Origin of the sequence: Aquitalea sp. LB_tupeE, from assembly GCF_013391415.1 — a bacterium.
In the GTDB taxonomy this organism is placed as follows: Bacteria; Pseudomonadota; Gammaproteobacteria; order Burkholderiales; family Chromobacteriaceae; genus Aquitalea.
The window spans coordinates 247,817-261,757 of the sequence record NZ_JACAXB010000034.1 but is presented as its reverse complement, the minus strand read 5'-3'; the positions used below and the strand labels follow the sequence as shown (position 1 = coordinate 261,757).

General features: G+C 60.3%; 15 protein-coding genes. 12 read left to right on the top strand and 3 right to left on the bottom strand.

Going from position 1 to position 13,941, the window contains the following annotated elements; all coding sequences use genetic code 11:
* The 11 genes from HWX34_RS18890 to HWX34_RS18840 all read left to right on the top strand — a co-directional run bounded on the left by HWX34_RS18890 (position 1) and on the right by HWX34_RS18840 (position 10,035).
* Complete coding sequence (locus HWX34_RS18890) at positions 1 to 795, top strand: ATP-binding cassette domain-containing protein (protein ID WP_178973712.1); 795 nt, start codon at positions 1 to 3, stop codon at positions 793 to 795.
* Between the two features lie 23 nt (positions 796 to 818).
* Positions 819 to 1,037 carry a molybdopterin-binding protein gene (locus HWX34_RS18885; protein WP_045844948.1) on the top strand — a complete coding sequence of 73 codons (219 nt, stop codon included), beginning with the start codon at positions 819 to 821 and terminating at the stop codon, positions 1,035 to 1,037.
* 221 nt (positions 1,038 to 1,258) lie between these two features.
* Entirely contained in the window at positions 1,259 to 2,272 is a 1,014-nt protein-coding gene (locus HWX34_RS18880; protein WP_178973711.1) for a methionine ABC transporter ATP-binding protein, read from the top strand.
* Complete coding sequence (locus tag HWX34_RS18875) at positions 2,269 to 2,946, top strand: methionine ABC transporter permease (RefSeq protein WP_178973710.1); 678 nt, start codon at positions 2,269 to 2,271, stop codon at positions 2,944 to 2,946. The genes HWX34_RS18880 and HWX34_RS18875 overlap by 4 nt, the downstream gene beginning before the upstream one ends.
* A gap of 106 nt (positions 2,947 to 3,052) precedes the next feature.
* Positions 3,053 to 3,841: a MetQ/NlpA family ABC transporter substrate-binding protein gene (locus HWX34_RS18870; RefSeq protein ID WP_178973709.1), complete on the top strand. Its 789-nt coding sequence runs from the start codon at positions 3,053 to 3,055 to the stop codon at positions 3,839 to 3,841.
* Positions 3,842 to 4,113: 272 nt separating this feature from the next.
* Positions 4,114 to 4,659, top strand: a complete 546-nt coding sequence (locus HWX34_RS18865; RefSeq protein WP_178973708.1) for a rhodanese-like domain-containing protein — start codon at positions 4,114 to 4,116, stop codon at positions 4,657 to 4,659.
* A 41-nt stretch (positions 4,660 to 4,700) separates the two neighbouring features.
* A complete protein-coding gene (gene epsC / locus HWX34_RS18860; protein WP_178973707.1) occupies positions 4,701 to 5,636 on the top strand; it encodes a serine O-acetyltransferase EpsC in 936 nt (311 codons plus the stop codon).
* A gap of 158 nt (positions 5,637 to 5,794) precedes the next feature.
* On the top strand, positions 5,795 to 6,727 hold the full coding sequence (locus HWX34_RS18855; protein ID WP_045844953.1) for a family 2A encapsulin nanocompartment shell protein: 933 nt from the start codon (positions 5,795 to 5,797) through the stop codon (positions 6,725 to 6,727).
* The gene (locus HWX34_RS18850) at positions 6,702 to 8,522 is read left to right on the top strand and encodes a family 2A encapsulin nanocompartment cargo protein cysteine desulfurase (protein WP_178973706.1); all 1,821 of its coding nucleotides are present in this window, start codon (positions 6,702 to 6,704) and stop codon (positions 8,520 to 8,522) included. The genes HWX34_RS18855 and HWX34_RS18850 overlap by 26 nt, the downstream gene beginning before the upstream one ends.
* A 146-nt stretch (positions 8,523 to 8,668) precedes the next feature.
* Positions 8,669 to 9,103, top strand: coding sequence for a GNAT family N-acetyltransferase (locus HWX34_RS18845; RefSeq protein WP_178973705.1), 435 nt, complete (start codon positions 8,669 to 8,671; stop codon positions 9,101 to 9,103).
* Positions 9,104 to 9,204: 101 nt separating this feature from the next.
* Positions 9,205 to 10,035, top strand: coding sequence for a hypothetical protein (locus tag HWX34_RS18840; RefSeq protein ID WP_178973704.1), 831 nt, complete (start codon positions 9,205 to 9,207; stop codon positions 10,033 to 10,035).
* A gap of 1 nt (position 10,036) precedes the next feature.
* Here HWX34_RS18840 and HWX34_RS18835 read toward each other — a convergent pair whose 3' ends face one another.
* Entirely contained in the window at positions 10,037 to 10,834 is a 798-nt protein-coding gene (locus HWX34_RS18835; protein WP_178973703.1) for a response regulator, read from the bottom strand.
* A 107-nt stretch (positions 10,835 to 10,941) separates the two neighbouring features.
* Entirely contained in the window at positions 10,942 to 11,946 is a 1,005-nt protein-coding gene (locus HWX34_RS18830) for a class 1 fructose-bisphosphatase (protein WP_178973702.1), read from the bottom strand.
* Positions 11,947 to 12,092: 146 nt separating this feature from the next.
* On the opposite strand from HWX34_RS18830, the gene HWX34_RS18825 reads away from it, so the two are divergent.
* Positions 12,093 to 12,857 carry an ABC transporter substrate-binding protein gene (locus HWX34_RS18825; RefSeq protein ID WP_178973701.1) on the top strand — a complete coding sequence of 255 codons (765 nt, stop codon included), beginning with the start codon at positions 12,093 to 12,095 and terminating at the stop codon, positions 12,855 to 12,857.
* 35 nt (positions 12,858 to 12,892) lie between these two features.
* Here HWX34_RS18825 and gcvA read toward each other — a convergent pair whose 3' ends face one another.
* Entirely contained in the window at positions 12,893 to 13,837 is a 945-nt protein-coding gene (gene gcvA, locus HWX34_RS18820; RefSeq protein ID WP_178973700.1) for a transcriptional regulator GcvA, read from the bottom strand.
* Positions 13,838 to 13,941 lie beyond the last annotated feature (104 nt).

Below are 13,941 nucleotides of genomic sequence, written 5' to 3'. Positions count from 1 at the left end.
ATGATGAAACTGGATGATCTCAAGACCGGGAAGTCTATCGTGCTGCAAGGCCTTATCCGGCGCTTTGGCGAGCGGGTGGTGCTGGATGCATTGGACCTGCACATTCCGCAGGGACAGTTCCTGGCGATTGTCGGCCGCTCCGGCTGCGGCAAAAGCACCTTGCTGCGCCTGTTGGCCGGGCTGGATCAGGCCGATGGCGGCCTGTTGCAACAGCCGGATGGCCAGAGCGTGCGGGTGATGTTCCAGGAGGCCCGCCTGCTGCCGTGGAAAAGCGTGCTGGACAATGTCGCGCTGGGTTTGCCAGCCAGTCGTCGTGGCGAAGCCGAGCAGGCCTTGGCCGAAGTAGGGCTGGCTGACCGGGCGCAGGAATGGCCGGCCCGGCTGTCCGGCGGTCAGCGCCAGCGGGTGGCACTGGCGCGGGCGCTGGTGCATCAGCCGTCCTTGCTGTTGCTGGATGAGCCGCTGGGCGCGCTGGATGCGCTCACCCGGCTGGAAATGCAGGGCCTGATCGAACGCTTGTGGCAGCAACACGCTTGCACCACGGTGCTGGTAACGCACGATGTCAGCGAGGCCGTGACCCTGGCCGATCGTGTGGTGTTGCTGGAGGAGGGCCGTGTGGCACTGGATTTGCCGGTGGATCTGCCGCGCAGCCGCGACCCGGCCGATAGCCGCTTTGTCGCTCTGGAGCAGCACATCCTGCAGCGCGTGCTGCAAGGTCCTTCTTTCAATACGCCACTAATCAATGAAACACCGCTCGCGTCGCTGCATTTCTCGCAGCTGCACTGGGCCTTGTAACCCCATTACATAGAAAGCAGATCATGAGCATTCAATCCATCAATGTGCGCAACCAGTTCAAGGGCGTGATCAAGGAAATCATCGAAGGACCGGTATTGTCCGAAGTGGATGTGGAAACCGCATCGGGCATTGTTACCTCGGTAATCACCACCCGTTCGGTACGCGAATTGCAGCTGAAGGTGGGTTCGCCGGTGGTGGCCTTCGTCAAATCCACAGAAGTGTCGATCGCCACGCTGGCCTGAGTGGACATTGGTCTTCCCTCGCAGGCTGCTGTCGTAGCCTGCGAGGGAAGACAAGTGCATGCAGACTTCTGTATCCAATATTCTCCAAAACGATATACAACAAAATTTTTATTATTTTTGGTTTGTAACAACAATCGCTAGACTTGCCACTCCTGACGGGTTATCCCCCGTCTCTCACCCGCTTTCTGCCTGATCAGGGCAGGGGATAGAACGCAGACGGTATGATAGAAGTACGCAATCTCAGCAAGCATTTCAGCCACGAAGGCCGCCGCATTGCCGCGCTGGACGATGTCAGCCTGCAAGTAGCTGCCGGAGAAATTTACGGCATCATCGGCCGTTCGGGGGCCGGTAAAAGTACCCTGATTCGTTGCCTTAACCTGTTGGAGCGCCCGGATAGCGGCACAGTAAAGCTGGGCGAGCAAGAACTCACCGCCTTGCCGGAAGGTGAGCTGCAACTGCGCCGCCAGCGCATCGGCATGGTGTTTCAGCATTTCAACCTGCTGCGCTCGCGCACGGTGGCCGGCAATGTGCGCTTTCCGCTGGAACTGGCTGGAGGCCTGACTCCGGCACAGATGGACGCCCGCGTGGACGAGCTGCTGCAGCTGGTGGGCCTGGCCGATCACAAGGAAAAGCGCCCGTCGCAATTGTCCGGCGGACAAAAGCAGCGCGTGGGCATTGCCCGTGCGCTGGCCAATCACCCGGATCTGCTGCTGTGTGACGAAGCCACGTCCGCGCTGGACCCGGAAACCACGGATTCGATTCTGGCCCTGCTGGCCGACATCAACCGTCAGCTCAATCTCACCATTGTGCTGATTACCCACGACATGCGCGTGATTCGCCAATTGTGCGATCACGTGTCGGTGATGGATCACGGCAAGGTGGTGGAAAAGGGCAGTGTGCTGGATGTGTTCCTGCAGCCGCAGCATGCCGTCACCCGCAGCTTGCTGGCCGAAACCGGTTTTGGTCAGGGCGAACGTGTCGACGCCTGGCGTGCGCGCATCGGCGTGCCGCTGCTCAAGCTCACCTTTGTCGGCGAACCCACGCTCAGCCCGGTGCTGGACAAGGTAGGGCGGGAAACCGGCCTGCGGGTCAACCTGCTGAGCGGTACCTTGAGCGAAATCCGTGATACCCCCTGCGGCCAGCTGCTGGTGGGCGTGGTGGCGTCGGATGTGGAACTGCCGGCCTTGCCGGAAATCTTTGCCCGCGAGGGTGTACGTTGCGAGGTGCTGGCATGAGCGGATTCGACCCAAGCCTGTTGTTGACGGTGGACTGGCCGGAAATCGGCACCGCCACGCTGGATACCCTGACCATGCTGGGTGTGTCCCTGTTGTTTACCATCGTGTTCGGCCTGCCGCTGGGCGTGCTGCTGTACATCAGCGCACCGGGCCAGCTGCGTGCCCGCCCACGGCTGTATGCGGTGATGTCTTTCCTGGTGAACGTGCTGCGTTCGCTGCCGTTTGTGATTTTGCTGATCGTGCTGATTCCGCTCACCCTGTTGCTGGTGGGCACCTCCATCGGCGTGGCCGGTGCCATCGTGCCGCTGGTGGTGGGAGCCATTCCCTTCTTTGGCCGTCTGGTGGAAAACGTGCTGCGCGAAGTGGACCGTGGCGTAATTGAAGCCAGTCAGTCCATGGGTGCCAAACTGCCGCAGATCGTGTTCAAGGTACTGCTGCCCGAAGCCATGCCAGGCCTGATTGGCGCGGCTACCGTAACTGCGGTGGCGCTGGTGGGTTATACCGCCATGTCCGGGGTGATCGGCGGCGGCGGTCTGGGCGACCTGGCCATCCGTTACGGCTACCAGCGTTTCCAGACCGAGGTGATGATCGTCACTGTGGCGTTGCTGCTGGTGCTGGTGCAGGCGCTGCAATCCGCCGGTGATGCCCTGGTGCGCCGCTGTCGCTTCGGCTGAGCACGCTGCCAGCGATCTACTGATTTCCCTTGTTGTGAATCCCTGTACAGCTGGTGTCTGCCAGCTGTCCGGACCCCCTTTGCCCATTGATCTGGAGATAAAAACGATGAAACGCGTTTCCAAACTGTTTGCTGCCCTGAGCCTGAGCGTGGCCGCCCTGGCCGTACACGCCGAGAATGTAAAACTGACCGTGGCTGCCTCGCCGGTACCGCATGCTGAAATCCTGGAAGCCCTGAAGCCTACCCTGGCCAAGCAAGGCGTGGATCTGCAAGTCAAAGTGTTCAACGACTACGTGTTGCCCAATACCCAGGTAGAAGAAAAGCAGCTGGATGCTAACTTCTTCCAGCACATTCCCTACCTGGACAAGTTCAACAAGGACCGTGGCACCCATCTGGTGGTGGCTTCCAAGCCGGTACACATCGAGCCGTTTGCTGCTTACTCCAGCAAGTACAAGAAAGTGGCCGAACTGCCGCAGGGCGCTACCGTGGCCATCCCGAATGACCCGACCAACGCCGGCCGCGCACTGCTGTTGCTGGATCAGGGCGGCGTGATCAAGCTGAAGGACCGCAAGAACATCTACCCGACCACCAAGGACATCGTGTCCAACCCGAAGAACATCAAGATCAAGGAACTGGAAGCCGCTACCCTGCCGCGCGTGCTGAACCAGGTTGATGTTGCGCTGATCAACGCCAACTACGCGCTGGAAGCCAAGCTGAATCCGAAACGTGATGCGCTGTTTGTGGAAACCACCTCGCCGTATGCCAACCTGCTGGTAGCCCGTCCGGACAACAAGGACAGCGCCGCCATCAAGAAACTGGCTGCTGCGCTGAACAGCCCGGAAGCCAAGAAGTTCATCGAAACCAAGTATCAAGGTGCGGTGATTCCGGCGTTCTAAGCCTGAAACGCACGATCTGACTGCCCCGGACGGGATGGCGATGGCCATCCCGTTTTGTTTTTTCTACCCATCCATCACTTGCTTTTCGACCGTTTTGTAAGCACTTGTCTGCTCAGTAAACGAAGATTCTTTTCGTTATGCCAGAAAATGCCATACGAACGGTATGGTTATCTATTTTCTTCATAATCACTGCAGTTTTTCTTGCTTAGCCGTCGGCATGCTGCCGCGTATATTGGTCTGCAAGCCAGATGGCACCAGTCAGGGAGACCAAGATGACGCAACTGCACACCAACACCCCCCAAAGCATTACCCCGAATACCAATCAGGCCGGGCCTAGCGGCCACCAACTCAGCGCCACCGACGCAGTCAGTGCCAGCGAAGAACTGCTCGAGATTGCCCGACTGCGGGCGGCGGACAGCGGGCTTGCTTACACCGGTGCACTTTATCCGCTGGAGGCCTGGTCGCTGGTGGAAGCCGGTGTCGCCACGCTGGTGGATGTGCGTACCGCCGAGGAGCGCAAATTCGTCGGCCAGGTGCCCGGTTCCTTGCATGTGGCCTGGCAGACCGGCACTGCCTTGATCAAGAACCCGCGCTTCCTGCGCGAGCTGGAAAACAAGGCCGGCGGCAAGAACAGCATCGTGGTGCTGCTGTGCCGCAGTGGCAAACGTTCCGCCGCCGCTGCCGAGGCTGCGGCCAAGGCCGGCTTTACCCAGGTGTACAACGTGCTGGAAGGTTTCGAAGGGGACCTCGACAGCCAGAACCAGCGTGGTGACGTGGGTGGCTGGCGTTACTGGAACCTGCCTTGGCAGCAAGACTGAAACCCGGCTCAGGCCCGACTGACGATAAAGCGAGTACAGCCATGAATGATCTGGTCCGTCCCCTTGGTCCTGCCCAGCCGGTGGTACACGACTGGCATCTGGACAGCGTAGTCAGCGCCTTGCATGCGGCACGTGCCGACTGGCGGCAAAGCCAGGGCCGTTTGCGGGATTTTTCCACCCGCGAATTTCCGTCCCGTACTGTCTTGCGTGATGTCGTGGCCACCCTGGCTGCTGCGCTGTTTCCGATGCGGCTAGGGCCGCCGGGACTGCGCGACAGCAGCGAGGACTTTTTCGTCGGTCACAGCCTGGCCGTGGCGCTGGATGCACTGGCGGCGCAAGTGGTACTTGAACTGCGCTACAGCGCACGCCTGAACGGGTTGGCGGCAGAGGACAGTGAGGCACAGTCGGTGGCGATTGTTCAGCAGTTTGCCGCCGCCTTGCCCGACCAGCGCCGCCTGCTGGACGCTGACATCACCGCCGCCTGGCAGGGCGACCCGGCAGCGCGCAGTGTGGATGAAGTGCTGCTGTGCTATCCCGGCATCAATGCCATCCTGCATCACCGTCTGGCCCATCTGCTCTATCGCGCCGACTTGCCCTTGGTGGCTCGCATCATCGCCGAAATCGCCCATGGTGAAACCGGTATTGACATTCACCCCGGTGCGCAAATCGGTGCCGGTTTTTTCATCGATCACGGTACCGGCGTGGTGATAGGTGAAACCGCCGTCATTGGCGAGCGGGTGCGCTTGTATCAGGCAGTCACCCTGGGTGCCAAACGCTTTGAACAGGGCGAGGATGGCAGTCTGCTCAAGGGCCAGCCGCGCCACCCCATTGTGGAAGACGATGTGGTGATCTACGCCGGTGCCACAGTACTGGGCCGTATCACCATCGGGCGTGGTTCCAGCATAGGCGGCAATGTCTGGCTCACCCGCAGCGTGCCACCGGGCAGTCAGATTACCCAGGCCAGCTTGCAGGGCTGATTCCGGCTCGCTCCTTCACCCATATAAGACGATTCCGATGAATTACCTCACCGCGCTTCGGCATGCTGCCGGGCTGGGCGGAGTATTGCCTGCAGGCCGCCGGCAAGGGGCTTGAGCAACCTGCAGATTGTTTTTTTAACCACCCTTATGGAGCAGACATGTCTCAACATCAGGACGTCAAACAGGCACTGGGCGACAACGCCGCGCGCCAGCTAGCCAATGCCACCAAAACCGTTCCGCAGTTGTCCACCATCAGCCCGCGCTGGCTGGTGCATCTGCTGCAATGGTCGCCGGTAGAAGCGGGCATTTTCCGTCTGAACCGGGTGAAAAATGCCGCTGGCGTGCAGGTGGCCTGCTCGCAACGCGATGAATCCGAACTGCCGCAAACCTTTGTCGATTACGAAGAACAGCCGCGCGAATTGTTCCTCAATGCGGTGACCACCGTACTGGACGTGCACACTCGCGTGTCCGACCTGTACAGCAGCCCGCACGACCAGATCAAGGAACAGCTGCGCCTGACCATTGAAACCATCAAGGAACGCCAGGAATCCGAGCTGATCAACAACCCGGAATACGGCTTGCTGGCCAATGTGGACGATACCCAGCGCATCTCCACCCTGACCGGCGCACCGACCCCGGATGATCTGGACGAGCTGTTGACCAAGGTATGGAAAGAGCCGGGCTTCTTCCTGGCCCACCCGCTGGCCATTGCCGCCTTCGGTCGTGAATGCACCCGCCGTGGCGTACCGCCCCCGACCGTGAGCCTGTTCGGTTCCCAGTTCATCACCTGGCGCGGTGTCCCCATCATCCCGTCAGACAAGCTGCCTATCGACGAAGACGGCAAGACCAAGATCTTGCTGCTGCGCGTAGGTGAGAAGCGCCAGGGGGTGATCGGCCTGTACCAGCCGGGTGTGGCTGGCGAACAAAGCCCGGGCCTGTCGGTGCGCTTCATGGGCATCAATCGCAACGCCATCGCGTCCTACCTGATTTCGCTGTATTGCTCGCTGGCCGTGCTGACCGAAGATGCGCTGGCCGTGCTCGAAGACGTGGAGATTGGCAAGTACCATGACTACCCAGATACCTACAAGTAAGCCTTCCGGCCTGCCAGACGGCCTGCCGGATGTCGCCCAGCTGGCGAATCTGGCCAATGCCTTCTTCAGCGCCTTGCCGGGGCAGGTACCAGGTAGCCCGCCGCCTGCCGCCCATGGGCTGAATCTGGATGTGGCTGGCCCGCAGTTGTCGCCACAGCCGGCGGCCGCCGCCGCGCATGCGCCGGAACCGGCGGCGCTGGATGGCTTTGGTCGTGGTGGCCCGCATGCCTATGCCGTGCCTGAAGGTTATGGCGTTGTCATTCCGCAAGTGGCCGCTGCCCAGCCTTCGGCCCCGTCCTTTGCCGGTGCTGCGGTGCCGTCCTCGCCGTATTACTTTATCGGTGAGTCCTCGGCCTATCCCTCTGCCGCGCCGGATGTGGCGGTGGACGACCGGGTAACGGCGCAGTCCTTCGGTCTGCCGGGTGCGGATGAGCTGCGCGCCCTGCTGGCCGGCGACAGCCGCCAGCCGGTGGCAGCGGCACCCGCGCAGGGTAATAGCCATGGCTATTACTTTGTCGAGGAATGGCCGCAACATGGCAAGGCACCGGATTTCGACCGCAAGGTGGCCAGTCGCGGCCATGGCTTTGATGTCAATGCCGTGCGCCGGGACTTCCCCATCCTGGCCGAGCGGGTCAATGGTAAGCCGCTGATCTGGCTGGACAACGCCGCCACCACGCACAAACCGCAAGCGGTGATAGACCGGCTGGCCTATTTCTACCAGCACGAAAACTCCAACATCCACCGCGCCGCGCATGAGCTGGCGGCGCGGGCGACGGATGCTTATGAAGCGGCCCGGAACAAGGTGGTGCGCTTCATTGGCTCTCCCAGCCCGGATCAGGTGATTTTCGTACGCGGTGCCACCGAGGCCATCAACCTGGTGGCCAATACCTGGGGTCGCCAGAACATCGGCGCGGGCGATGAAATCGTGGTGTCGCAGCTGGAGCACCACGCCAACATCGTGCCCTGGCAAATGCTGGCTGCTGCCAGCGGCGCCAAAATCCGGGTGATTCCGGTGGATGACAGCGGCCAGATTTTGCTGGACGAATACCGCAAGCTGCTGAACAGCCGCACCAAGCTGGTGGCCATCACCCAGGTATCCAATGCCCTGGGTACGGTGACACCGGTGCAGGAAATCGTGGCGCTGGCGCATGCCGCCGGGGCGCGGGTGCTGGTGGACGGCGCGCAGTCGGTATCGCACATGCGGGTGAATGTGCAGGCGCTGGATGCAGACTTCTTTGTGTTCTCCGGACACAAGGTATTTGCACCCACCGGCATCGGCGTGGTGTACGGCAAGAAGGAATTGCTGGACAGCATGCCGCCGTGGCAAGGGGGTGGCAACATGATTGCTGATGTCACCTTCGAGAAAACGCTGTATCAGCCGGCACCCAACAAGTTCGAAGCGGGCACCGGCAATATCGCGGACGCGGTGGGCCTGGGCGCAGCCATCGACTATGTCGAGCGTATCGGGCTGGAAGCCATTGCCCATTACGAGCACGACCTGCTGGTGTATGCCACCCACGGCCTGCAATCGGTACCGGGTTTGCGCCTGATCGGCACCGCAGCCAACAAGGCCAGCGTGCTGTCCTTCGTGCTGCCGGGCTATCGCACCGAGGAAGTGGGCAAGGCGCTGAATCAGGAAGGCATTGCGGTGCGCTCCGGCCACCACTGCGCCCAGCCGATTCTGCGTCGCTTCGGGCTGGAAGCCACGGTGCGGCCTTCGCTGGCGTTCTATAACACCTGCGAGGAAGTCGATACCCTGGTAGCTGTGTTGCAGCGGCTGGCACGGCGGCATTAAGGCCGTGTCACCAGCAGTCTGACTGGCTGTTTATCAGCAGGGCCGGTGCATTTGCATCGGCCCTGCTGCTTGGTGAGAGCAGCGGACTTTTCTGACGGCAGCCTCCGGGCATAACATGGAGCGTGTATCTTGATGAAAGTACTACCATGCCTGTCATTCGATTGATGACGCTGGATGATTACCCCACCGTGCTGCAACTGATGCAGCAAACCCCTGGTATTTCCATCCGCGATGCTGACTCTGAAGATGCCACCGCGCGTTATCTGACGCGTAACCCCGGTTTGAGCTTTGTTGCCGAAGTGGATGGCAACATTGTCGGCTGCGTGATGTCGGGACATGATGGCCGTCGTGGCTATCTGCAGCATTTGCTGGTGTTGCCGGCTTATCGTCGCCAGGGGCTGGCGCGTCGTCTGGTGGATGCCTGTATTACCGAACTGGCACGCCAGGGCATTGCCAAGACCCATCTTGATGTCTTCCGCAGCAATACCGCTGCGCAGAGTTTCTGGGAAAACCAGGGCTGGCAGCGCCGCGAAGATATTTGCCGTTATTCCTTCATTTCCAGCGGTAACAGCCTGGCCTGAATCACGGTCCGCCATCCTCTTCTCGTTGCGCAGACTGGCGGTAAGCCACGGCTTGCGCTTACAATGCGGCCCTTTTTTCTTGTCCGAGGGCTGTCACCGAAATGCTTTATGCTGTGCAACGTTATGCCGCCACGCGGCCTTGGGCCAGACGTGTCGGGCAACTCTATACCCAGGCAGTGCAAGCTGAAGCTGTTCAACAGGAAGGCATGGCGCTGGTGGCGCGCGAACTGGAGCGCGCAGCTCAAGTGTATCCGGCTGCATCGGCGCGCATTGCTACCGAACAGCGTCTGGCCGATGCCTATGGCCAGTTTTGCCGTCATGGCCGCGTCATGGCGCAACTGGATTCCGGTCTGATGCAGGCGCTGGAGCACACCCGTCTGCCCGCCAATATGCCGGAGAGGCTCAGCTTGCCTGCCAATGCGTTTTATTTGCATGCGGGCGAGCAGGGCGGAGCTTTCGTCATGCATCTGCCGGATAGCCGTGCGGTGGCCTTGCTGCTGCTTGCTGCTGATTTCTCATTGCCGGGAAGAGACTGGCTGGCACAGGGCGAACAAAGCCTGGCACTGCTGGTGAATTACCCCGGTGAGCTGGCTGCGCCGATGGCAACGGTGGCGCCGGAATGGCATGCCTTGTTGGCGATGGTACTCGGTGGACTGGCTGTGATGACCCAGCCCAAGCTGGAAATGGTGTGTGGCTGGGAGGAGGCAGCTCCGGCGGAGTTGGTGGCGCTGGCCAGTCATCCCACTTGCGTCAAGTCGCGCAAAAAGGGCCGCAGCCAATTGTTGCAGGCGGGTTTTCAGGAAGTCAGCTATTGCCGCATGGCTGGGGTGGCAGACACGGGTACTGCATTTGCCAGTCAGGGCTACTGGCGCCGCCAGGCGCTGAATGACGCACAGGGCGGCTCCCGCCTGGTGTGGGTGATGCCGCGCTGATTCAGCGCTGCGCCAACTGGGTGCGCAGAATCTGGCGCACCGCCGAGGTTTCGAAGGGCTTGCCCATGATGGCGGATACGCCGGCAGCTTCGGCGGCGGCCAGTTTCTCCATGTTTTCCTCGCTGGAAATCATGATGACGGGCACCGAGCTTTGCATGCTGTTGGTGCGGATGTAGCGGGTCAGCTCGCAGCCGTCCATCATCGGCATGTTGTAGTCGGTCAGCACCAGGTCGAACAGGGTGCTGTCTATCAGTGGCAAGGCGTCCTTGCCGCTCCAGGATTCGGTAATTTTCTCGAAGCCCAGTCGTTCCAGCACGGTGCGGATATGGCGGCGTGCCATCACGCTGTCATCCACCAGCAGGATGTTCAGGTCGGCGTAATCAATGTCGCTGTCGTTGTCGCTCTGGTTGACGGACAGGAAATCCATGGTGTCGTTGATGACCTTGCGCAGCTGGGGCAGGTCGAAGGGTTTGGGCAGAATGCCCATCAGACCGGCCTGGCGCATGGGGTCGATCAGTTCCGGGTTGGTTTCGCTGGAAACCAGAATGAAAGGAATGTCGCGCAATTCCAGATGACCGCGCATGCGGAAAATCATTTCACCGGCCGTCATGTCCGGCAGGTGGAAGGCACTCATCACCACATCCGGTTTGTACTGGCTGATGTAGTCCAGCAAGTCTGCGCCGGTTTCAAATACCTCCATGCGCGTAATGCCCATCTCGCCAAGTGCATTGCGGATGATCTGCGCTTGCACGGATGAGCTTTCTGCCAGAGCGACAATCAGGTGTTGGGTAGACAGCATGCGCGGTATCCGTTATCTGATAAACGTTAATTCACTATAGGCTGCTTGGAGCAACTGTCAGTATTGCCAATAAAAAAACCCTGCCGCAAGCGGCAGGGTTGGCTTTTTTACTGTTGTTGATGGTAGCTGGTAATGCGCTCAACTTCTTCCTTGGAGCCCAGGAACACCGCTACGCGTTCGTGCAGGCCTTGCGGCTGGATGTCCAAGATGCGCTGATAACCATTGGTGGCAGCGCCGCCTGCCTGTTCGATGATGAAGGCCATCGGGTTGCCTTCGTACATGATGCGCAGCTTGCCGGCCTTGCCCGGATCGCGGGCATCTTTCGGATACATGAAAATGCCGCCACGGGTGATGATGCGATGCACTTCGGCCACCATGGAAGCCACCCAGCGCATATTGTAGTCCTTGCCCAGCGGGCCGGTCTTGCCTGCCAGCATTTCGTCGACATAGCGTTTTACCGGTGCTTCCCAGTGACGCATATTCGACATGTTGATGGCAAATTCCTGGGTGCTTTCCGGAACCTGCATGTCGGAGTGAGTCAGCACGAAAGAGCCATGTTCGCGGTCCAGCGTAAAGCCGTGCACGCCGCTGCCGAAGGTCAGTACCAGCATGGTTTGCGGGCCGTAAACGGTGTAACCGGCGGCAACCTGTCTGGTGCCCGGTTGCAAAAAGGCTTCTTCGGTCGGGTGGTCAATGCCTTCCGGGCAGCGCAGGATGGAGAAAATGGTACCAACCGAGATGTTGACATCGATATTGGAGGAACCATCCAGCGGGTCGAACATCAGCAGGTATTCGCCCTTCGGGTATTCGCCCGGAATGTGATAAGGCAGTTCCATTTCTTCCGATGCCATGGCGGCCAGGCTGCCGCCCCATTCGTTGGCGTCCAGCAGGAAGTCGTTGGCAATCACGTCCAGTTTCTTTTGCGCCTCGCCCTGAATGTTGCCGGTGCCGGCCTCACCCAGAATGCCAGCCAATGCCCCCTTGTTGACGGAGTAGCTGATGGCTTTACAAGCGCGGCCAACGGTTTCGATCAGCAGGCGCAACTCTGGCGGCAGGGTGCCGGCCTTGCGCTGTTGTTCGATCAGAAAGCGGGAAAGGGTGATGCGGCTCATGTCGTTCCTTGCGTGCGGTGGATGTGCAAAACAGACCTGGTTCTGGCACAGCGAATTTCATGTCAGGCGGCCATTATAACGAATATGCCTGCATCGTCATGCGCAAACAGCTATCAATAAAAGATGATTTTGTGACGAGAGCTGCCATGCGCCCGATTCTGCTACTGATCCTGCTGCTGAATGCGCTGCCTGCTGTTGCGCTCTCCATCTATACCGAAGAGTGGCCGCCAATCACCTTTTCACGTCATGGGGTGGCGGATGGCATGGCGGTGGAGGTGGTGCGGGAAATTCAGAGTCGCATCCATGACAATAGCGGTATCGATGTCGTGCCCTGGGTGCGTGGCTACCGCGAACTGGAAACCACGCCGAATGTCATGCTGTTTACCGTGGGGCGCAGCGATGCGCGCGAAAAAATCATGACGCTGGTGGGGCCGGTGGCCATCTCGCAAACCGTGCTGCTGTGCCGCAAGGGCGAGGCTGCGGCCCTGCAGTCATTGGGTGCCGGGCTGTACAGCAGGCCGGTGGGGGCTTACCGTGGCAGTATTTTTGCCGATGCGGCTGCTGCGGCAGGTTTTGTCGAGCTTGATCTGGCACCCACGCCGCAAGTGACTGCGCAGAAATTACTGGGCGGGCGTTACGACCTTTGGGTGGAGGGCAGCTTTGTGGTGGGGGCGGTATTGAAGGATATTCATCAACCGCCTGACGCTGTGGAAGTGGTGCGGGTGCTGGAGTCGCTGGAGCTCTACCTGGCCTTTTCCCGGGGCACCTCAGGGAAGGTGATCCAGCGCTGGTTCGACGCGCTGGCCGCCATGAAAAAGAATGGCAGCTTCCGCCGCATCTACAACAAGTGGCTACCGCGTGAAGTCGCTCCGCTGGAAGTGCGGGAAATCGGGCTGATTCCCGCACCCTGATGCCATTTGCCCGCCGAGGCAGGCTGGAGGCTTGCTTAATCGGCCGGGAAGGCGTGGGCAATTATGTTGGCATTCAGTCCGGCAGCAGGAAAGGGGCGCATCTGTCCGGCTTCCTGCTCCAGCCAGCGGCAGAACGAAGCTACCGTTGAATCGCCCGATGCCGTGCGCGGCACGATCCAGCAATAATCCCGTACCGGTACCACCGGGCTGGATAGCGGAGCTACCAGCTGACCGGAGTCCACCAGTGCCTGTGCCATCGGTAATGGACCCAGCGCCACGCCAAGACCATCCAGTGCCGCTTGCAGTGCCAGCGAGAAGCGGTCGAAATGCAGGCCGCAGGCCGGTTTCAGCTCCGGCACGCCAGCCAGGGTCAGCCAGCGCTGCCAGGCAGTAGGCCGCGTGTCGGCGTATAGCAGGGTGTGCTGAGCCAGGTCGGCCGGGCTTTCAATCGGAAAGCGCTTGAGCAGCGCGGGCGAGCACAAGGGCAGCTCGCACTCTTCCAGAAACGGCTTGGCAATATGGCCGGGCCAGTCACCGGGGCCGCGACGGATGGCAATGTCAAACGGGCTGTCCAGCCGGCTGATGTCGCGGTCGGATGTCACCAGATGCAATTCCACGTCCGGATAGCTTTCGCGGAAAACGTGCAAGCGTGGCATCAGCCAGTGCATGGCCATGGTGGGGGTGGAGTTGATGGTCAGCCGGCGCTGGTTGTCCGGTTGCAGCAATTGCGAAGTGGCATTGGCGATCAGGTCCAGTCCGTCCTGCACCTGGATCAGGTAACGCCAGCCGGTGTCGGTCAGTTTTACCCGTCCGCCGGCGCGTTCAAACAGGCGCACGCCCAGCCATTCTTCCAACTGCTTGATCTGCTTACTCACAGCACCGTGGGTAACGAACAGCTCGTCTGCTGCCGAGGAAAAGCTTTCCAGCCTTGCTGCGGCCTCGAATATCCGCAGCGCATTGAGAGGGGGGTAAGTGCTCATGGTGTGAGTATAACTCACAGACGATGTTTCGATTACTCGTTTGTAACTGGCATGCAGAGAGCGTAATCTTCCAGCAATCAAAACGGGGTAGAACGAAATCTCCC